Consider the following 19,370-nt stretch of genomic DNA (forward strand, 5'->3'; position numbering starts at 1 on the left):
ATGTTTTGACGGAACCGGGGCCTCCCGGTTTCGTTCGTTTTCAGGTTTCCTGTCAGATAGAGCGTCACCACCATGTCTGAAACGACCCTTAATGTCCGTGCTTCGGGCTTTAGTTTTGACAAAGGGCCCGCAGCCGTTACGGCCATCCTGTTTGTGATTGTCGCGGTGCTGATTGCGCAGGCAGTCGATATCCATCAGGCCGTGCTTTACGGCCTTGGCGGGTTGCTGGGCATTGCCCTTTATCATGCGTCATTCGGTTTTACCGGCGGCTGGCGGCGGTTTTCGGTTGAAAAGCGCGGCCGTGCGATGCGGGCCCAGCTTTTGATGATCGGCGTTGCGGCGGTGGCATTTATTCCGTTGCTTGCCATTGGTGCACCTCTTGGCACCCCGATTGTGGGGGCAGTGGCACCGGTCGGTGTTTCGGTTTTGGTCGGTGCATTCATGTTCGGCCTTGGCATGCAGCTTGGCGGTGGATGCGGATCGGGCACGCTGTTTACGGTTGGCGGCGGCAGCGCGCGCATGTTGCTGACGCTTGCATTCTTTATCATCGGGGCGGTGATTGGTACGGCGCATTTGCCGATGTGGCTTGAACTGCCATCCCTTCCGGCCATGAGCCTTGGTAGCGAGTTCGGTATCTGGGGCGGTTTGGTCGTGACCTTTGCCGGGCTGGCATTGATTGCGCTGATCACGGTCTGGGTTGAAAAGCGTGCGCATGGTTCGATTGAAGCCGCACCGACCGCACCGCGTGCGGGCTTTGCCCGATTGCTGCATGGTCCATGGCCGATGGTGGGGACCGGTATTCTTCTGGCGGGGCTTAACGTCGCAACGCTTTTGACCGCGGGGCATCCGTGGTCTATCACATTCGGGTTTGGTCTTTGGGGGGCGAAGATCGCCCAAGGCATTGGCATTCCAGTCGAAACCTGGGAATTCTGGAACTGGGTCGGTCCGGCCAAGGCGCTTTCAAACTCGGTACTGGCGGATAATACGTCGGTGATGAATTTCGGCATCGTGATCGGGGCGGCATTGGCGGCAAGCCTTGCGGGCAAATTCGCGCCCAAGGTCAAGGTACCGTTTGCATCCCTTCTGGCGGCAGCGATTGGTGGATTATTGATGGGCTATGGGGCGCGTCTGGCATTTGGCTGCAATATCGGCGCGTTCTTTAGCGGCATCGCATCGGGCAGCGTGCATGGCTGGCTCTGGTTTGTTGCCGCCTTTGCCGGTAGCTGGATCGGGATTGCGCTTCGCCCGGTATTTGGCATGGACGGATTTAAAAAGTCATGAGCGAAAAAAATACAATCCTGTTTGGCGCGGTTTTCCTCGCGGCCAGCGGCGCGGTGGCGTTTGATCATTTCAATCACACCAATGCCCCCGCCAATCCACCCGCAATCAGCAACCCGGCAAATAAACCGGCGGCGGGGGGCAATCCATGTGCCGGGAACCCTTGCGGATCGAACCCTTGCGCTGCCAATCCTTGCGCCGGATATAACCCTTGCGCAGCAGCGCCGTGCGGTGCCAACCCTTGTGCTGCAAGTCCCTGTTCGGCCAATCCGTGTGCTGCCAGTCCGTGCGGCGCCTACAATCCATGCGGGGCAGGGAACCCGTGCGCGGCTTCGCCCTGTGGCGCCGGATACGCCCCCGCACCTTGTGCGCCGGTAAATCCCCGCAGCGATTATATGAACCCGTGTGCCGCAACCAACCCGTGTGCAGCGGCAAATCCTTGCGGGGCGTTTAACCCGTGTGGGGCAGGGAGCCCTTGTGCGGCCAATTAAGTCCGCGGCGATTAAAAATAAAACAAGCCCGGCGCGCTTAATTGCCGGGCTTGTTTGCCTTTTACGCATGGATCATTTGAAACAACCCATTTGACAAGTGATGAAAACTCTGCGCATGGTGCCCTTGTTATCTGATCGCTCCAGAAGCGTAGAGGGGACTTTATTGGCCTCGCCTGTTGAGTGATCTACCGGAAAACCGCATTGAAGGGCCCTACTACGCGGGCTTTTCCGAAAGAATATGCAAGGCGCAGAGCTGACGTAATACATTCAAGGGCCGATTCCCTTCCCTTTGCTGCCGCAATACCAAGAGATACTTTTATTTGACCCAATTTTCGGATCTCGGCCTGGCCGAGCCCGTCCTTCGCGCTCTCAAGCATGAAGGGTATGATGTGCCCACGCCGATCCAGGCGCAGGCCATCCCATCTCTCCTCGAAGGTAAAGATCTTCTGGGGATAGCACAGACCGGCACTGGCAAGACTGCTGCTTTTGCACTGCCGATTCTGGACCGTCTTTCCAAAAACGAAACCCGCACTCCGGCGAAATCGTGCCGTGTGCTTGTGCTTGCGCCGACGCGCGAACTGGCTGCCCAGATTGGCGACAGCTTCCGTGCCTATGGCCGCTTCATGAACACCACGGTTGCCGTTGTTGTTGGCGGTGTCGCACATGGCCCGCAGATCAAGGCGATTACGCCGGGTGTCGACGTTCTTGTCGCAACGCCGGGCCGTTTGCTTGATCACATTGATGCAGGCAAGCTCAAGCTGAACAATGTCGATGTCGTCGTGCTCGACGAGGCCGATCACATGCTTGATCTTGGCTTCCTGCCGCCGATCAAACGCATCATCAAGATGTTGCCGCGTGATCGTCAGAACCTGTTCTTCTCGGCCACCATGCCGACCCAGATCGGTCAGCTTGCCGGTGATATGCTTTCCGATCCGGTCAAGGTTTCGGTGACCCCGGTTGCCACGACCCAGGAACGTGTCGAGCAGTCGGTCTATATGATCGAGAAAAACCGCAAGCGTCAGCTTCTGGCGGAATTGCTTGATAACCCGCTTTTCAAGCGTACCCTCGTTTTCACCCGCACCAAGCGCGGGGCGGATCGTGTGGCGCGTCATCTTGAAAGCTGCAAAATCAGTGCTGCCGCGATTCATGGCAATAAAAGCCAGAATCAGCGTGAACGTGCACTGAATGCGTTTAAAGATGGTCAGATCGGTGTTCTGGTCGCAACCGACATTGCCGCACGCGGCATTGATGTCGATGGTGTGACCCATGTTGTGAATTTCGAACTTCCGAACGTCCCGGAAAGCTATGTGCACCGTATTGGTCGTACTGCCCGCGGTGGTGCCAGCGGTTCGGCGATTGCCTTCTGTGACGAGGAAGAACGCGGTCTTCTGCGCGATATCGAAAAAACCACCCGTCAGTCGATCCCGGTCATCGATCGTCGCGATGCCAAGGCAGCTGCCGAGCAGGATGCGATTTCGAAAGCCGAACGTGATGCCAATCCGGACCGTCGCGCCAGCAATGGCAACGGTAGCGGACGTGGTCGCAATGGTGGTGGTCGTCCGGGTGCCGGTGGTCGTAATGGGCAGGGGCGCAATGAGGCTCGTGGTCGTAATGATCGCAATGACCGGAACAATGATCGTCGTCGCACCGAGGAAACCACGCGTGATGCAGCCAATGGTTCGGAAAATTCCGGCCGGTACAAGGGCGGTATCAAAGGTGGTGCGGATCGCAACGAACGCAATGATCGCAATAACGAGCGTACTGATCGTGCAGCGGCCCGTCCGCAGGGGCGTGATGGTGCGCGCCGTGACGGTCGTGATAGCCGCGATGCCCGTGATACCCGTAACGCCAATGGCGATAACCGGGTTCGTACGCCCAAGAAGGTGACTTCCAACGGCGCGGGCGGCGGTGACAACCGTATTGCATCGAACCTTTCATTCCTTGGCAGCTCGGACGAGCGCCGCACGACCGGCAACGGTGCGAGTGCAAATGGTAAACCGGGCAATTCCGGCAAGCCGGCAGCCCGCAACGCACGCCCCGGCCGTGCGCGCCCCGGTAAGCCAGTCGGTGGTCGCCCGGGCGCACGCCCGAATGGCGAACGCCGTTCTGAAAACAATTCCGGAAACCGCAGCAGGCGCGAAACCGCCTGAGGCAGCTTTCCAAACTGATTGGTGCATCCACGCGGGATGCACCGTAACGCCAATCGACACTCTAAAGGAGATTTAAAGATGGCAACTGGTACCGTTAAATGGTTCAACGCAACCAAAGGCTTTGGTTTCATTCAGCCGGACGAAGGCGGAAATGACGTATTCCTGCACATCAGCGCCGTTGAACGCGCTGGCATGAACCACCCGCAGGAAGGCGACAAGATCAACTACGAACTGCGCACCGACTCCCGTTCGGGTCGCGTTTCGGCTGACGATCTGACCGCTGCCTAATTCGGTTTGCCTTCGCTTGCGAGGGCGCTGATTTGCGAAACCCCCATCCGGGTAACCGGGTGGGGGTTTTGTTTTATCTGTACGTTTTACGTGCCCATACCCTAGGGGCGCAGGAAGGCGATATTGGCCCGGGTCGCGGCGCTAAGTACATGAAAATGCATGGCATCGCGCGCGCCCGATGGATTGCGGTCGCGTACATAGCGCAGGATCTGTTCATGTTCACGAAGCGGGGCCTTGATCGCGGCGGCATTGGCAAAGGGCAGCATCTGGTTTTCATGGATGGTTTGCGCCGTCGGGAAGATCGCGGCGGCAAATAGCGGATTGCCCGATGCGGAAAGCAGGATTTCATGAAATTCGGTATCGGCATTGGCCGCGGTGATCAGGTCGTCGGCCTCGAACGCGGTTTGCATGTCATCGATGCTGCGTTGAAGGGCGATCAGGTGGTCGCGCGTGCGGGCCTGTGCGGCAAGTCCCGCAACATAGGGTTCGATCGCAAGGCGGAATTGATAGACCTGTGCGGCCTGGCGTTTCTGATTGTCATCGCGCGGCAATCCGTCATGCGGGTCGGCGACATAGGCACCCTTGCCCGCCTGAACCCGGATCAGTCCCATGGCTTCGAGTGTTGCCAGGGCTTCACGCAGGCTGGCGCGGCTGATGCCAAGGGTGGCGGCCAGTTCGCGCTGGGCCGGTAAAGAGTCGCCGGGGCCTAAGCCGTTGCTTTTAATCAGGTTGCGAATGGCGCGCGCGGCGCGTTCCGGGGCGGTTTCAATGCGTGACATGCGGATTCCATAACTGGTCTGACCAGTGGTGTCAAAATTTTTCCAATGCGAAAATCCAATATATTTAAGGTCTCTAGCTTTAATCAGCTTGCCATTTTTCGCAAGTGCGGAATTTATCCATGGACAATAGCATAAATTTTGTGCAGTTATTTTATACAGATTAAAAATAAGTCGAATAATCCACTTTCATACGGGTAGAGGCAAATGAACAAATTTCTGAAATCAACCATCGCCGCGATTGTCATGATTGCGGCCCCGCTGGCCGGTGCATCGGCAGGCGCGCTTGATACCATCAAGGAAGCCGGTGTTTTGAAGGTTGCCGTGCCGCAGGACTTTCCGCCGTTTGGCACCGTGGGTGCGGATATGCAGCCCAAGGGGTATGACATCGATATGGCGGCGCTCATTGCAGATGACCTTGGTGTGAAACTTGAGCTAGTGCCGGTCGCATCGAGCAACCGCATCCCGTATCTGACCACCGGTAAGGTCGATCTGGTGATTTCAAGTCTTGGCAAAAACCCGGACCGCGAAAAGGTGATTGATTTCACCGATCCGTATGCACCGTTCTATAACGGAGTTTTCGGCCCGGCTGATATCGCGGTCAAGGGTGCCGAAGACCTTGCAGGGCATTCGGTTGGTGTAACGCGCGGTGCTATCGAGGATCTGGAGCTGACCAAGATTGCCCCGGCGGATCTGGAAATCAAACGCTACGAAGACAATAACGGGACGATTTCGGCCTTCCTTTCGGGGCAGGTTGACCTGATTGCGACCGGTAACGTTACGGCGGCGGCGATCATAGAACGCAACCCGCCGCGCAAGCCTGAGCCGAAATTCCTGATCAAAAATTCGCCCTGCTATGTGGGGTTGAACAAGGAAGAGGACGCATTCAAAGCCAGGGTCAACGAGATCATTGCGGCGTCGATTGCCGATGGCCGTCTGAACGCGATTGCCGAAAAGTGGCTTGGCATTCCGTTGCCGGAAAAGCTTTGATCCTGACTTGATTGCCTGATGGCTTCACCACTGACCGGATTGCTTGGTTTCAATGGCTTATAAATTCGATTTCGGTGCAATCGTTCCCCATTGGGAATTGCTGCTTGATGGGGTTGTGCTGACAACCGAACTGACCGTCATTGGGGCCGTGGTCGGCGTCAGTCTGGGAACTTTTGGGGCGTGGGCGCGCGCATCGCGTGCCCCCGTCATCAGCCAGATCGTCGGCATATATGTGGAACTGATCCGCAATACGCCGTTTCTGGTGCAGTTGTTCTTTATCTTTTTCGGGCTTCCGGCGCTTGGCGTGAAGCTAAGTGAATTTCAGGCCGCCGTTCTGGCGATGATTGTCAATCTTGGGGCCTATTCCACCGAAATCATCCGGGCGGGAATCCTTGCGATCCCCAAGGGGCAGATTGAGGCCGCCCAAAGTCTTGCGATGAACCGGGTGCAGATTTTCCGCTATGTCGTTATCCGTCCGGCGCTCAAGAAAATCTGGCCGGCTCTTTCAAGCCAGATCGTGATCGTCATGCTGGGCTCGTCAGTCTGTTCGCAGATCGCGGCCGAGGAACTGACCTTTGCGGCGAACTATATCCAGGCCGTCAATTTCCGTGCTTTTGAGGTCTATTTCGTGGCAACGGCGCTTTATCTGGCGATGTCGGTTCTGCTGCGCTGGGTTTTGAAGATATTCGGCAACTTCCTGTTTGAACGGCGCAGTCATGTCTGAATTTACCCTTTGGGATATTGTTTATAACCTGCTGCTGGCCGCGCGCTGGACGGTGTTGCTGTCGCTTACGGCCTTTGTGCTGGGCGGGATTGTCGGGCTTTTGCTTTTGATGGTTCGAACCGCGGGCAATCCGTCGGTGATGCGATTGGTGCGCGGTTATGTTGAACTGTTTCAGGGTACGCCGCTTTTGATGCAGCTATTCATCGTGTTCTTCGGTCTGCCGCTGATCGGGATTGATGTATCGCCCTGGATCGCGGCGATGCTGGGGTTAACGCTGTTTACCAGTGCGTTTCTGACCGAAATCTGGCGGGGGTGCGTTGAATCCATCGGGCTTGGCCAATGGGAAGCATCGGCAAGCCTTGGCATGAATTTCCGCCAGCAGATGCGCTATATCATTCTGCCGCAGGCGCTTCGTATTGCTGTGCCGCCGACGGTCGGTTTTTCGGTGCAGGTGGTCAAGGGGACGGCGGTTGCGTCGATCATTGGTTTTGTCGAACTGACCAAGGCCGGGACCATGATCACCAATGCGACTTATGCGCCGTTTACGGTCTATGGCTGTGTCGCGGTCATGTATTTCCTGATCTGTTTCCCGCTTTCGCTTTATGCCCGCCATCTGGAAGGAAAACTTCGTCATGTCGCTCGTTGAACTGCACGCTATCCATAAAAGCTTTGGCGAGCTGGAAGTTCTTAAAGGCATTGATCTTAAGATCGAGGAGGGGCAGGTGATTGCCCTGATCGGGAAAAGTGGATCGGGCAAAAGCACGCTTTTGCGCACCATCAACGGCCTTGAGACCATCAATGACGGGACGATCATGGTGGCGGGAAAGAAGGTTGGTGACCGCGATACGGATCTGCTGACCCTGCGGCTTAACGTCGGCATGGTGTTTCAGCAGTTCAATCTGTTTCCGCATTACACCGCGCTTGAAAACGTCATGCTGTCGCCGCAGGTCGTGAAAAAGCAGTCAAAGGCCGAAGCCAAGGACGTGGCTGAGGAAATGCTGGCCAAGGTCGGACTTGCCGACAAGATGATGCATTACCCCGATCAGCTTTCGGGCGGGCAGCAGCAACGCGTGGCGATTGCACGTGCCCTTGCCATGAAGCCACGTGTATTGTTGTGTGACGAGGTCACATCGGCGCTTGATCCCGAACTGGTGAACGAGGTTCTGGCCGTCGTGCGCCAGCTTGCCGAGGAGGGCATGACCCTTGTGATGGTGACCCATGAAATGCGGTTTGCCCGCGAGGTCTGTGACAAGCTGGTCTTTATGCATCAGGGGCGTATTCATGAAAGTGGTGCCCCCGAAGACGTTTTTGCCAATCCGAAAACCGCGGAACTTGCCAGTTTTGTCGGCGGGCTTGCCTGAGCCGGTTGTGCGATTTGTGACAATTTCACAGGGTTGCAATTAGGGGTATTTCCTATCGGCGGTTGATCATCTAAAACGTGCTTTGGGCTTATGATGAGGCGGGGGCACGAAATTGCGTGATCAGACCGGTACGGCACAGGATGACGGACATCCTGAAAATGGAAATCTTCGGCCGGTATCTGGCGTAACCGCCTTTTTGGATCGCTATCCTTTTCTGGTGCTTGGCCTGCTTTTGATGGGAGCGTTTACCGCGTCTTCGGCGGCTCCGCTGGGCGGGCTTTATGTCATCGAAGGATTGGGGGAGCCGCCATGGAAGGTCAGCATGGTGGCGATCGTTCAAGTCGTCGTAACCCTTCTGACCAACCGGGCATTTGGCCGCGCGATTGACCGGGCCGTGCCGATCAAGGCGCTTCTGATCACCAGTATTGTCTGTTTTGCCAGTGGCATGGCGATCCTTGCGACGTTTCAGGTTTACTGGGTCTATCTTTGCCTTGCCTCGATCCTGCTTGGCATCGGGTCTGGCGCGCTTTCGGTGATGTATTCATTTGGGCGTCTGTTTGCCGAACAGACCGGGCGCGACGTCGTAAAATTCAACGGGTTCCTTCGGATGCAGACATCGCTTGGCTGGATGGTTGGCCCAGCGGCGTCATTGTCGTTATTTGGCGCGTTTGGCTTTACGGTGACCTATTACAGCATCGCAGCCCTTGGGGCGGTGTGGTTCATCGTATGTTTGTTCATCGTCCCGGCGGCATTCAAAACCCATCATCCCGGATCGCTTGTGACGGGCAAGAAAATCCCGTTCAATTTTGGATTGCTTCTGGCCTGTGTGCCGGTGTTCTTTATTGGCGCGGGCAATGTCGTGTTCGTAACCGCCATGCCGCTTTATTTCACAACCGAACTTGGGCTTATTGCATCGGCGGCTGGTTTTGCCCTGACGGTGAAATGCTTTGTCGAGGTGGTGGTGATTTATTACTGCGCGCATCTGATCAGAAAGATCGGCGAGCGCGGCGGTATGATATTGGCCGCCGTGCTTGCCGCGATCTTCTTCGGGCTGATCTATAACGCGACCAGTCTTGCCGATGTGCTGATGCTTGGGGCCCTTGACGGGATTTATTACGGCATCTTTGCGGGGATCAGCATGACATTTGTTCAAAACTTCGCCCCTGATCGCCCCGGTGTCGCAACCAGTTATTATGTCAGCACCCTGTTCATCGGTGGCCTTGTCGCCAATCTTGCAACCGGTTTCATCGCAACGTGGTATTCCTTTCAGGCAACCGTTCTGGTGGCTGGTGGTTTCGCGCTGGTTGGCGGGGTGGTGTTGATGATGATGAAGGATGCCAAGGCAGCACACGAAACGCCAACAATCGCCTGATGGCTTGACTTTATCATCTGCCTGACGATTATCGCGCCATGTCTGAAAATACATCAAATAAAGCGGCGATGCGGCCGCGCATCCTTGTTGATGCCGATGCCTGTCCGGTGAAGGCGGAATGCGAACGCGTGGCTGAGCGCCATCGTCTGGAAATGATCATGGTATCGAACGGTGGCATTCGCCCGTCGCGCAATCCGTTGGTCCGGATCGTGATTGTGCCGCCGGAACCCGATGCGGCCGATGACTGGATTGCCGAAAATGCCGTCAAGAACGACGTGATTGTGACCAACGATATTCCGCTGGCATCGCGGGGGCTTGAAATCGGCGCGCGCGTGTTGCGCCCGACTGGCCAGGAATTTACCGAGGCGAATATCGGCAATGCATTGGCCGGCCGTGAAATCGCCGCCCATATGCGCGAAGTCACCGGGGAGCAGGGCCGCAATGCGGGCTTTACCCAAAAGGACCGGTCGAAATTTTCCAATATGCTGGAAGTAACGATACAGGCCGCCCTGCGCGGTTAAGCGCAAGGCGGCCTGCCACAGGTCCCGGTCGATCATCTGAGGGAGTACGACCGGGCTTCCCCCCTGCGGAACTTAATATCTTTAGAACGGATAGTGGCGTTTGCCGCTCTGGATGGTGATCCAGCGCATTTCGGTGAATTCATCAATCGATGCCTGCGAACCGAACCGGCCATAGCCGCTGGCTTTCACCCCGCCAAACGGCATCTGGGCTTCGTCCTGAACGGTCGGGCTGTTGATATGGCAGATGCCGCTTTCGATCCGTTTGGCGACTTCCATCGCGCGCGGGATGTTGGTGGAAAAGACGGCAGATGACAGGCCATATTCGCTGTCATTGGCGATGCGGACAGCTTCGTCTTCGTTACCCGCACGGATGACGACACAGACCGGGCCAAAGCTTTCCTCGGCATAAATCCGCATCGCGGGGGTGACGTGATCCAGAAGGGTTGCATCCATCAGAACGCCATCGCGCGCCTTGCCGGAACCTGCGACCAGTTTGGCACCCTTGGAGACGGCATCCTCAACCAGTTCTTCGATCCGGTTGACGGCCTCGACATTCACGACACCGCCCAGAATATGTTCGGCCTTTGCCGGGTCGCCAGCGGTCAGCGTTTTGGCCTTGGCGGCCAGTTTGGCGACGAAATCATCGGCAACCGCATTGTCAACGATCAGGCGCTCCGTCGACATGCAAATCTGGCCCTGGTTCATATAGGCCCCGAATGCCGCGCCATTAACCGCCTCGTCAATATCAGCATCGTCCAGCACAAGGAAGGGTGCCTTGCCACCCAGCTCAAGCAGAACCGGTTTAAGATGTTCTGCCCCCAGCTTGGCGATGATGCGGCCAACGCGGGTTGAGCCGGTAAAGTTGATACGGCGCACTGCCGGATGGGCGATCAGGGTTTCGACGATTTCCGGGGCGTCTTCGGGGGCGTTGGTAACGACATTGATGACACCGGCCGGGGCACCTGCCTCGACCAGGCATTCGCCGATCAGGCGATGCAGGGCGGGGCACAGTTCCGATGCCTTCAGTACCACGGTGTTGCCACAGGCAAGCGGCATGGCAATCGCGCGTGTGCCAAGGATGACCGGCGCATTCCATGGCGCAATGCCCAGAACCACGCCAACCGGCTGACGAATGCCCATGGCCATCAGGCCAGGCGTATCGGACGGTATCAGGTCGCCCTGAATCTGCGTTGTCATTGCACCGGCCTCGCGCAGCATATTGGCTGCCAGATGGGCGTTGAAGCCACCCCACATGCGGGTGCTGCCGGTTTCTTCAAGTACGAGGCGACCAAAATCATCGCCTTTGGATTCCATGATGTCGGCGGCCTTCAGCAGGATTTTGCGCCGAGCGCCTGGACCCATTTTTGACCATTCCGGGAAGGCGGTGGCGGCGGCATCGGCAGCCTTGCGCGCATCGGCGGGGCTTGCGGCAGCGGCGATGGTTGCGACCTCGCCAGTGACCGGATTTTTGCGTTCGAATGTCCGGTTGTTGGCGGCATTCACGGCTTCGTTGTCGATCAATAGTTTGGCATCGTTCACGACGTTTCTCCTGACTTCTTTATGTTCTGCTGTGCGGTGATAACGCATGAAATCGTATCACCCAAGGGCTGTAAGAGCCTTTGGTACAGCGTTCCGGTTTTCCCGCTTTGGCGTCGTATTCAGGAAGATAGATACAAAAAATCTTTCATCTACTTTGATGTTCAAAGTAAATCTTCGACGTATCCTCCCGCCCGTTTCTTCGCGGCTGCGAAATAACGGGAACGCATTATTCGATATATCTTGTTATTTTTGACGGTTCCTGAACCGCGATACTAGTAGGCGCTGGAACGCTTCCAATGTAAAGACAGTCAAATTGACATTTTGAGACGAAAAATTGTATTATTTTACATATAACCATTTGGAATATTTCAGGATCAAAAAGGCATGGTTTCACCGGAAAGGGCAGAAGATCATCGCGCCACGCCAATCGGCGTGCGGTCGTTTGACGATCCGATGCCGGTGACAACCCAGGCACTGATGGACCGGTTTGATCATGGGTTATCCGCGCAGGACTGGGTGATGAATGACCCCGCGCGGCGGGATCGGTGTTATGCGGTTTTGATTTTGTCGGGGCGGGCGCGCATTCGGTTGCGTCAGGGTATGATCGATTGCCGTGCACCGGCACTTGTGTGGTTGCCGCTGGGCGAAACGCAGGCGATTTCGGTTTCGGCCGGGGCAGATGGCTATCTGCTGTCGGTGACTGATGATCTGGTGGCGCGCCATTGCGGGGGCGGTTCAACCGGCACATCCATGCTGCCTTTGGTCGGCGCGGGGCTGCCATTGCGGTTTGCCGCCGATACGGTTCATAACATCACCCCGGCCGAGGGTAGTAACAATCTGGCTTTACTGGCGCGCAGTTTTGATGCGATCCGGGCGGAGCTTATGCAGAACGCGTTTGGGGCGGGGATGGTGGTCGGGGCGCATCTTCAGATCATCCTGACCATGGTTCTGCGTCTGGCCGAGGGGGTGATGGAACAGCGTGACAAACATCGCCCCGGTTCGATCACGTTTCAGCGGTTTTTGCAGGCGCTTGAACTGCATTTTCGCGAACACTGGAACATTGCCGATTACGCCACGGCTCTTGGTGTCAGCGAAAGGCGGCTGGGGTCGGCGGTGATGCGGGCGACGGGCAAGCCGCCCCTCACACTTGTGCATGAACGTGTCATTCGCGAAGCCTGCATGCGGCTGGAACAAAGCCCGCTTGCGGTGGCGCAGGTTGCCTATGGACTTGGTTTTCGCGATCCAGCCTATTTCAGCCGGTTTTTCAAACGTTACATGGGCGAGGCACCCGGTGCCTACCGCCGCCTGCGTCGGGCCGAGGAACGGGCGCGAGACAATACCTTTGCTGCGTGGCCATAAAGGCGCGGAAAGCCAAATGTCGCAGAATTGTCACAAGGCCTCACAGTTTTTTGATGCTGCTTCGCAAACCAATTGCCATTTTTTGATCTTATTTGTCGGATCACATCGTAACATTAGTGAAATATGACATCTGACAGGATTGATTGGTGAGAAAAGGCAGAAATTTTATTCTGGGCCTGCTTGCAATGCTTGTGCTGCCGTTTGGCATCAGCCTTGCGCAGGACCCGCCCGCCGAAAAGGCGGAAAAGCGCCAGACATGGCGTAATGCGCCGCGACATTCATCGGGTGTAGCTCCTGATCCGGCAGCGAATGCCGATATTGCGATTGTGCAGGTGATGGCAGCCCATACCTATGGCTGGCGCGGTTATTTCGCGGTTCATCCGTGGATCATCTATAAACGCGCCGGTGAAACCAGCTATACGCGGTATGACGTGGTTGGCTGGGGCGGTGGCAATGTGGTGCGCAAGAATTATGCCTTGCCCGATGGCTTGTGGTTCGGGTCTGAACCGCAAATTCTTGCCGATCATCGCGGCGAGGGTGTGGGTGACCTGATTGATCAGATCGAAGCCGCGATTGAAACATACCCCTATCCGGATCAGTATCGCAGCTATCCGGGGCCGAACAGCAATACCTTTGTCGCCCATATCGGGCGCAAGGTGCCCGACCTTGATCTTGATATGCCGGCCAATGCAATCGGCAAGGATTTCCGTGCGATTACCGATCCGGTCGGGCTATCGCCCAGCGGGCAGGGCGTACAGGCCAATCTGTTGGGGTTGTTTGGTTTTTCCATCGGCCTTGAAGAAGGGATCGAATTGAACCTGCTGGGGCTTAATATTGGCATTGATTTTAATCGTCCGGCCCTGCGCCTGCCGTCTGTCGGGCGGTTGGGCATGGATAATGTCGCCCCGGTCGGCGATGTCGAGCCGGTGGAAGCGGCAGATGCAGGGGATGCTGGAGTACCGGCGTATTGATTTCATCACCCCAACGATAAAGCCCCGCACATTTTGATGTGGCGGGGCTTTGTTCTTTTGGGCTTCTTTGGCGAATCAATCAGCCAGCTTTACCAACATCTTGCCTGTATTTTGGCCCTTGAACAGATCGATAAAGGCTTTGGCGGCGTTTTCCAGTCCCATGATTACGGTTTCGCGGCTTTTGAGTTGCCCGCTTCGCACCAGATCGGCCCCTTCGCGGACGAAGTCGGGGTAACTGCCCCAATGGTCGCTAACGATGAAGCCTTCCATCTTTGCGCGTTGTGTCGTCAATCGGAACAGGTTGCGTGGCCCGGGTTGCGGGGATTTGTCATTGTAATGCGAAATCATGCCGCATACGGCAATCCGCCCGCCAGTATTGATATGATCAAGGGCGGCCTCAAGATGCGCGCCGCCGACATTTTCATAATAAACATCAATACCCTGCGGCGCGACTTCGCCAAGGCTTCCTGAAAGGTCGTCGGTATCGCGGTAATTTATTACCGCATCAACCTTCAATTCAGTGCGCAACCATTTTGCCTTTTCCCTATCGCCGGTTGATCCGATGACATGGCATCCCTTGGCTTTTGCCAGTTGGCAAACCGCAGAGCCGACAGCCCCGGCGGCGGCAGAAACAAAGACGGTATCATCTGTCTTGCAATTGGCAATCCGGTTTAACCCGACCCAGGCCGTCATGCCGGGCATGCCCAGCACGCTTAAAAATTTTTCCGGGGCGATGTCGGGCATATCGGGAATGGGATGCAGATAGTCAGCTTCAAGCAGCGCATGGCTGCGCCAGCTGGTCATGGAGGTAACAAGCGATCCTTCGGCAAAGCGTGGATCGCGGCTTTCGATGACCCGGCCAATCGCGTGGCCTTCAAGCGGGGCATTCAGTTCGAACGGCGGGATATAGCTTTTGCGTCGGGTCATGCGACCGCGCATATAGGGATCGACCGACATCCAGATATTTTCAATCAGCACTTCGCCGATTGCGGGTCTCGGTAACACGCTATCCCTCACGGTGAAGTCGTCTCTGGTGGGAACACCATCCGGGTAATGTAAAAGGTGGACTTCCTTTGCTGCAATGCTCATCGGGGCCTCCTTGGTCGGTTCAACGCACGCTAGGATGTGCCCGACGTAGGAGCCTAATCGCCATTCCGCAATGGTGGATTTCCGGCGAACTTTAATTAAGGGTTCAGGAAATAAATCGCCCCGTTCAGCAGGGTGGCGAAACCAACCCACAATGCATAGGGCACCAAAAGCATTCCGGCCAATTGATCGATCCGCCAGAACATTGCGCAATTGATGATGATCAGGATCAGCAACGGCACAATATCAATCAGCCCCAGAAGCGGCGATTGCGCCCCGAAAAACAGAAATGACCACAGAAGGTTCAGGGTGAGTTGTGCGGCATATACCGCAAACGGCCCCTTTGCCCCGTCAATCCCGCGCTTTAGCCAGACGCGCCAGCCGCTAAATGCGATCAGGAAATAAATCAGGCTCCATGCCGGTCCGAACAGCCAGTTGGGCGGATTGAAGAACGGTTTTTGCAATGTCGGGTACCAGTCATTGACACTGGTCGCCGTTACCGCACCGCCTGCCGCCGAGATGATCAGACACAGCACCATGAACGCAATCAGCGCAAAAACGCGCGTGCGGTGATTGGGCCGAAAGATGGTTTCGGTGCTGTTGATCATCTGATACCCCTGATTGCCAATTGACTTCCAATAGATTGGTGAAAAACGATTTTTCGCAAGGGGCGCAGTTTTGGATCAGCCAAAGGGATCATATGTCCCGAAGCTCCAGATATGGCCTTCGGGGTCACGTGCGGAATAAACCTTGCCGCCGTAATCCTGTTCTTCAAGTGGCATGACGATTTCGGTGCTGGCGGCAACAGCGCGGGCATAGTGAAGGTCGGCATCGGGGACGATGATATAGATGCTTTGGGTTACCCCGCCAATATCGTTAGGGCGGCGGGTCAGTTTGCCGTAGGTGCTGTCGCGGGCCTGACCCAGCATGATCATACCATTGCCCAGAACCAGTTCGGCATGTTCGACAATGCCGTCCTCGTTTTGATAGATCGCGTGTTTTTCAAAGCCGAAAGCGCGGCACAGAAATTCGATCGCGGCTTTGGCGTCGTCATAATGCAGGGCGGGAATAATATTCCCGTGGGTTTTGGATGCTTTTGCAGTATTCGGGTCGGTCATGACAATGGCTCCGTTTCCATCGGCGCGTTCAACCCTGTCCGTTTGTGATTATGCCATATAACCCGCGACAAATTAAGTCGCCTAAGTGACTAAAATCACAGCCGAAGCATGTGTAAATATAATATTCAATATTATAGTCTGACTATTCTCGAGCCTGCTTTGATTCAACTCATGGTCGAGGCGAGGGCAAGGGGTTCCTTGAAAAGAATAAAACGTTGCCAACATGTCGGGTGATGACCCGACACTGGTATATGGGGATGGAAATGTTCAATCTGAATTCAATGAAGATCGGCACGCGAATGCTGATCATCGTCGCGGGGGCAATTCTTGCTGCCCTGCTGGTTGGGGCATTCGGTCTGACCGAACTGCGCAGCAACATGCTTGAGGATCGCAAGGCCAAGACACAGAACCTGGTTGAATCGACAATCAGCCTGATTGGGCATTTCCATGCGATGGAACAGTCCGGTGAACTGACAACCGAGCAGGCCCAGAATGCGGCCAAGGCAGCGGTGGCGGCCCTTCGGTATGATGAAACCAACTATTTCTTCGTGTTTGATTATACACCGGTTGTTCTTATTCATGACATCAAGAAGGATCTTGTTGGCAAGAATCTGAGTGATGCGGTTGATGGATCGGGTAAACACCATTATCGCGAATTCGCCCGTGTCGCCAAAGAAGAGGGGCAGGGCTTTGTCGATTACACCTATCAGGTACCGAATTCTGACCAGCTTCGCCCGAAGCTTTCCTTCGTCAAGGCTTTCAAGCCGTGGGGCTGGGTTGTTGCCACCGGGATTTATATTGATGATGTGAACGCGGTCTTCATGCAGAGCATGCTAGTCATGGGACTGGTTGCACTGGCGGTTCTGTGCGCAGTTGTTGGCGTGTCGTTGATGATCAGCCGCGGGATTACCCGCCCGCTTTATGCGATTTCGGAAAACATGCTGCGTCTGTCGCAGGGCGATCACAAGATCGACGTCAAATATACCGATCAGAAAAGCGAGATCGGCGATCTGGCCCGCGCAATGGATATCTTCAAATCGAAAACAATCGAAATGGAAGAAATGCGCGAAGCGCGTGAAGAGCAGGAGCGTGTTGCCGAGGAAGAAAAACGCGCCGCACTTCGCAAAATGGCCGACAGTTTCGAGGCCAGCGTCGGGCAGGTGGTTGCACAGGTTATTCAGGCATCGGGTAACATGCAGCATTCCGCCAATGCGATGACCGATACCTCTAAACAGGTCGGACAGCGTTCGACCATTGTTTCCGCGGCTTCGCAGGAAATGTCGAGCAACGTAGAAACCGTTGCATCGGCAGCCGAGGAATTGAGTGCCTCGATTGCGGAAATCAGCAATCAGGTAGCGCAATCATCCAGCATTGCCAATGGGGCGGTTCGGACATCCGAGGACACCCACCAGAAGATCGAACTTTTGGCCGAGGCGGCAAACCAGATTGGTGAAGTGGTTTCGCTGATTACCGACATTGCGGAACAGACCAACCTTCTGGCACTTAACGCGACCATCGAGGCGGCGCGGGCTGGTGATGCGGGCAAAGGCTTTGCCGTGGTGGCCAACGAGGTTAAGAACCTTGCCAACCAGACCGCCCGTGCGACTGAGGATATCCGATCCCAGGTCGGTGATATTCAGGTTGCGACATCCAACGCGGTAACGGCCATTGCCGAGATCGCCGAAACCATCCGTCGTCTTGATGGTGCGACAACCACGATTGCAGCCGCCGTTGAAGAACAGGGTGCCGCAACCCAGGAAATCGCACGCAATGTCGAACAGGCCGCGCACGGCACCCGTGATGTTTCGGAAAACATCACGGGCGTTTCGTCGGCTGCCGATGATGCCGAAAAACTTTCGAACGAGGTGCTTGGCCTTGCCGAAGGTCTTGGGCGCCAGGCGGCGGTTCTGAACGATGCCGTCGAAGCCTTCCTGGCCGAGGTTCGCAGCGCTTAAGTTGCGGGTTCGCTATCGACAATGATGCCGCCAGCCTTGTTAAAAGGCTGGCGGCTTTTTTTATGCTGCGGCTTTGCTGCCCCAGACCGGGAACGGATCGGGCAGGGATTTATAGCGGGCGGGTTCGAATTTTCCGGCGTTAAGCGCCTCGTCCTCGTCGATCAGGCAGTCTGCAAGACGGGCGCGCAGGGCGGCTTCGTTCATCTGATCTGCAAGACCGATAAAGACGATTTCCTGTCGACGGTCGCCAAAGGTCGGATCCCAGTTTGATAAAACTTTATCGCGCCAGTCATTGTTGTCGGGCCAGCGATCACGCGGTACGGCGCACCACCATGTGCCAAGGGCCTCGTGCTTTACCGCAGCCCCGGCCTGACTGATTTCGCCAACCCAGTTCGGGCGGGTGGCGATCCAGAAATGCCCCTTGGCGCGCACGATGCCCGGCCATTCGGAATGGATGAAATCGTAAAACCGTTTGGGGTGAAACGGCAAGGGGGTGCGGAAGGTAAAGCTTTTGATGCCGTACTCTTCGGTTTCGGGCACATGGTCGGCAAAGCCATATAGTTCCTTGGCCCAAAGCGGGTGATCCTGTGCACGGTCGAAATCAAACAGGCCGGTATTCAGGATGTCGCGCGGATCAACCCGGCCATGATCCGTTTCGATGATTTTGGCATCGGCATTGAGCGCGCGAATGATGCCAAGAACGATTTTGTGTTCATCCGCCCCAATCAGATCAAGCTTGTTGAGCACGATCACATCGGCAAATTCGATCTGATCGACCAGAAGATCGACGATGCTGCGGTCATCTTCCTTGCCAAGGCTTTCGCCCCGGTCATTAAGAAAATCGGTGCTGCTGTAATCGGCGATCATGCGGGCGGCATCAACCACTGTAACCATCGTGTCCAGTTGTGCGATATCGCCCAGCGACTGGCCGTTTTCATCGCGGAAATCGAATGTTGCGGCGACTGGTAGCGGTTCGGATATGCCGGTTGATTCGATCAGCAGATAGTCAAACCGGCCTTCTTCGGCCAGACGGCGGACCTCAATCAAAAGATCGTCACGTAGCGTGCAGCAGATGCAGCCATTGGTCATTTCGACCAGCTTTTCATCCATGGCCGAAAGTGCCGCCCCGCCATCACGGATCAGGTCGGCGTCGATATTGACCTCGCTCATATCATTGACGATTACGGCGACTTTCAGTCCGGCACGATTGTTCAGCACATGATTAAGCAGGGTGGTTTTGCCCGCACCAAGAAACCCGGACAGAACCGTAACGGGAAGGCGTTGCATGGCGGTTCCTTTTGAATGTTATGTTATAACATAACGTTTATCGGGTTTTGAGATATGAGGCAATAATGAAAATGCTCAGTTCGGATCTATGCTGGATCAACGCC

The 19,370-nt window shown here is 55.9% G+C and carries 18 protein-coding genes; 12 read left to right on the forward strand and 6 right to left on the reverse strand.

Annotation, left to right across the window (positions count from 1 at the left end; all coding sequences use genetic code 11):
* Positions 1 to 72: 72 nt before the first annotated feature.
* From J7395_RS11330 to J7395_RS11345, 3 genes are all read left to right on the forward strand, one after another.
* Positions 73 to 1,281 carry a YeeE/YedE family protein gene (locus J7395_RS11330; RefSeq protein ID WP_209221544.1) on the forward strand — a complete coding sequence of 403 codons (1,209 nt, stop codon included), beginning with the start codon at positions 73 to 75 and terminating at the stop codon, positions 1,279 to 1,281.
* Between the two features lie 877 nt (positions 1,282 to 2,158).
* Entirely contained in the window at positions 2,159 to 3,919 is a 1,761-nt protein-coding gene (locus tag J7395_RS11340) for a DEAD/DEAH box helicase (protein WP_348541224.1), read from the forward strand.
* A 78-nt stretch (positions 3,920 to 3,997) separates the two neighbouring features.
* Positions 3,998 to 4,207 (forward strand): cold-shock protein, encoded by a 210-nt coding sequence (locus J7395_RS11345; RefSeq protein WP_007090722.1) that lies wholly within the window; start codon positions 3,998 to 4,000, stop codon positions 4,205 to 4,207.
* Positions 4,208 to 4,308: 101 nt separating this feature from the next.
* Here the strand turns inward: J7395_RS11345 and J7395_RS11350 are convergent, their stop codons facing one another.
* Positions 4,309 to 4,986 (reverse strand): FCD domain-containing protein, encoded by a 678-nt coding sequence (locus tag J7395_RS11350; RefSeq protein WP_062959299.1) that lies wholly within the window; start codon positions 4,984 to 4,986, stop codon positions 4,309 to 4,311.
* A 204-nt stretch (positions 4,987 to 5,190) separates the two neighbouring features.
* Between J7395_RS11350 and J7395_RS11355 the strand changes: the two genes are divergently transcribed.
* The 6 genes from J7395_RS11355 (at position 5,191) to J7395_RS11380 (ending at position 9,951) form a co-directional block, all read left to right on the forward strand.
* Entirely contained in the window at positions 5,191 to 5,973 is a 783-nt protein-coding gene (locus J7395_RS11355) for a transporter substrate-binding domain-containing protein (RefSeq protein ID WP_209221546.1), read from the forward strand.
* 52 nt (positions 5,974 to 6,025) lie between these two features.
* A complete protein-coding gene (locus J7395_RS11360; protein ID WP_209221547.1) occupies positions 6,026 to 6,697 on the forward strand; it encodes an amino acid ABC transporter permease in 672 nt (223 codons plus the stop codon).
* Complete coding sequence (locus tag J7395_RS11365) at positions 6,690 to 7,343, forward strand: amino acid ABC transporter permease (protein ID WP_209221548.1); 654 nt, start codon at positions 6,690 to 6,692, stop codon at positions 7,341 to 7,343. The genes J7395_RS11360 and J7395_RS11365 overlap by 8 nt, the downstream gene beginning before the upstream one ends.
* Positions 7,330 to 8,058: an amino acid ABC transporter ATP-binding protein gene (locus J7395_RS11370; protein WP_097050825.1), complete on the forward strand. Its 729-nt coding sequence runs from the start codon at positions 7,330 to 7,332 to the stop codon at positions 8,056 to 8,058. Before J7395_RS11365 ends, J7395_RS11370 begins: the two co-directional genes overlap by 14 nt.
* Positions 8,059 to 8,170: 112 nt before the next feature.
* Positions 8,171 to 9,430, forward strand: coding sequence for an MFS transporter (locus J7395_RS11375; protein WP_247742093.1), 1,260 nt, complete (start codon positions 8,171 to 8,173; stop codon positions 9,428 to 9,430).
* A 38-nt stretch (positions 9,431 to 9,468) separates the two neighbouring features.
* Positions 9,469 to 9,951 (forward strand): YaiI/YqxD family protein, encoded by a 483-nt coding sequence (locus J7395_RS11380; protein WP_209221549.1) that lies wholly within the window; start codon positions 9,469 to 9,471, stop codon positions 9,949 to 9,951.
* An 81-nt stretch (positions 9,952 to 10,032) separates the two neighbouring features.
* Here J7395_RS11380 and J7395_RS11385 read toward each other — a convergent pair whose 3' ends face one another.
* Positions 10,033 to 11,490 carry an aldehyde dehydrogenase gene (locus J7395_RS11385; RefSeq protein WP_209221550.1) on the reverse strand — a complete coding sequence of 486 codons (1,458 nt, stop codon included), beginning with the start codon at positions 11,488 to 11,490 and terminating at the stop codon, positions 10,033 to 10,035.
* A 384-nt stretch (positions 11,491 to 11,874) separates the two neighbouring features.
* On the opposite strand from J7395_RS11385, the gene J7395_RS11390 reads away from it, so the two are divergent.
* Complete coding sequence (locus tag J7395_RS11390; protein WP_209221551.1) at positions 11,875 to 12,849, forward strand: helix-turn-helix domain-containing protein; 975 nt, start codon at positions 11,875 to 11,877, stop codon at positions 12,847 to 12,849.
* Between the two features lie 146 nt (positions 12,850 to 12,995).
* The gene (locus J7395_RS11395; RefSeq protein WP_209221552.1) at positions 12,996 to 13,820 is read left to right on the forward strand and encodes a DUF3750 domain-containing protein; all 825 of its coding nucleotides are present in this window, start codon (positions 12,996 to 12,998) and stop codon (positions 13,818 to 13,820) included.
* 75 nt (positions 13,821 to 13,895) lie between these two features.
* On the opposite strand, the gene J7395_RS11400 is transcribed toward J7395_RS11395, so the two are convergent.
* The 3 genes from J7395_RS11400 to J7395_RS11410 form a co-directional block, all read right to left on the reverse strand.
* Positions 13,896 to 14,909 (reverse strand): NADP-dependent oxidoreductase, encoded by a 1,014-nt coding sequence (locus J7395_RS11400; protein WP_209221553.1) that lies wholly within the window; start codon positions 14,907 to 14,909, stop codon positions 13,896 to 13,898.
* 95 nt (positions 14,910 to 15,004) lie between these two features.
* Positions 15,005 to 15,514: a TspO/MBR family protein gene (locus J7395_RS11405; protein ID WP_209221554.1), complete on the reverse strand. Its 510-nt coding sequence runs from the start codon at positions 15,512 to 15,514 to the stop codon at positions 15,005 to 15,007.
* 75 nt (positions 15,515 to 15,589) lie between these two features.
* Positions 15,590 to 16,024: a VOC family protein gene (locus J7395_RS11410; RefSeq protein WP_062952662.1), complete on the reverse strand. Its 435-nt coding sequence runs from the start codon at positions 16,022 to 16,024 to the stop codon at positions 15,590 to 15,592.
* Positions 16,025 to 16,287: 263 nt separating this feature from the next.
* Between J7395_RS11410 and J7395_RS11415 the strand changes: the two genes are divergently transcribed.
* Complete coding sequence (locus tag J7395_RS11415) at positions 16,288 to 17,979, forward strand: cache domain-containing protein (RefSeq protein WP_247742094.1); 1,692 nt, start codon at positions 16,288 to 16,290, stop codon at positions 17,977 to 17,979.
* Positions 17,980 to 18,039: 60 nt separating this feature from the next.
* Here the strand turns inward: J7395_RS11415 and zigA are convergent, their stop codons facing one another.
* Positions 18,040 to 19,266 carry a zinc metallochaperone GTPase ZigA gene (gene zigA, locus J7395_RS11420; protein WP_209221555.1) on the reverse strand — a complete coding sequence of 409 codons (1,227 nt, stop codon included), beginning with the start codon at positions 19,264 to 19,266 and terminating at the stop codon, positions 18,040 to 18,042.
* Between the last annotated feature and the right edge of the window lie 104 nt (positions 19,267 to 19,370).

Source organism: Thalassospira sp. A3_1 (genome assembly GCF_017744215.1).
GTDB lineage: Bacteria > Pseudomonadota > Alphaproteobacteria > Rhodospirillales > Thalassospiraceae > Thalassospira > Thalassospira lucentensis_A.

Excerpts from the sequence above, each read along its gene's own strand:
- J7395_RS11330 (WP_209221544.1), top strand. The coding sequence starts at position 73 with ATGTCTGAAACGACCCTTAATGTCCGTGCTTCGGGCTTTAGTTTTGAC.
- J7395_RS11390 (WP_209221551.1), top strand. The coding sequence starts at position 11,875 with ATGGTTTCACCGGAAAGGGCAGAAGATCATCGCGCCACGCCAATCGGC.
- zigA (WP_209221555.1), bottom strand. The coding sequence starts at position 19,266 with ATGCAACGCCTTCCCGTTACGGTTCTGTCCGGGTTTCTTGGTGCGGGC.
- J7395_RS11360 (WP_209221547.1), top strand. The coding sequence starts at position 6,026 with ATGGCTTATAAATTCGATTTCGGTGCAATCGTTCCCCATTGGGAATTG.
- J7395_RS11365 (WP_209221548.1), top strand. The coding sequence starts at position 6,690 with ATGTCTGAATTTACCCTTTGGGATATTGTTTATAACCTGCTGCTGGCC.
- J7395_RS11405 (WP_209221554.1), bottom strand. The coding sequence starts at position 15,514 with ATGATCAACAGCACCGAAACCATCTTTCGGCCCAATCACCGCACGCGC.
- J7395_RS11380 (WP_209221549.1), top strand. The coding sequence starts at position 9,469 with ATGTCTGAAAATACATCAAATAAAGCGGCGATGCGGCCGCGCATCCTT.
- J7395_RS11350 (WP_062959299.1), bottom strand. The coding sequence starts at position 4,986 with ATGTCACGCATTGAAACCGCCCCGGAACGCGCCGCGCGCGCCATTCGC.
- J7395_RS11345 (WP_007090722.1), top strand. The coding sequence starts at position 3,998 with ATGGCAACTGGTACCGTTAAATGGTTCAACGCAACCAAAGGCTTTGGT.
- J7395_RS11415 (WP_247742094.1), top strand. The coding sequence starts at position 16,288 with ATGTTCAATCTGAATTCAATGAAGATCGGCACGCGAATGCTGATCATC.
- J7395_RS11410 (WP_062952662.1), bottom strand. The coding sequence starts at position 16,024 with ATGACCGACCCGAATACTGCAAAAGCATCCAAAACCCACGGGAATATT.
- J7395_RS11355 (WP_209221546.1), top strand. The coding sequence starts at position 5,191 with ATGAACAAATTTCTGAAATCAACCATCGCCGCGATTGTCATGATTGCG.
- J7395_RS11370 (WP_097050825.1), top strand. The coding sequence starts at position 7,330 with ATGTCGCTCGTTGAACTGCACGCTATCCATAAAAGCTTTGGCGAGCTG.
- J7395_RS11400 (WP_209221553.1), bottom strand. The coding sequence starts at position 14,909 with ATGAGCATTGCAGCAAAGGAAGTCCACCTTTTACATTACCCGGATGGT.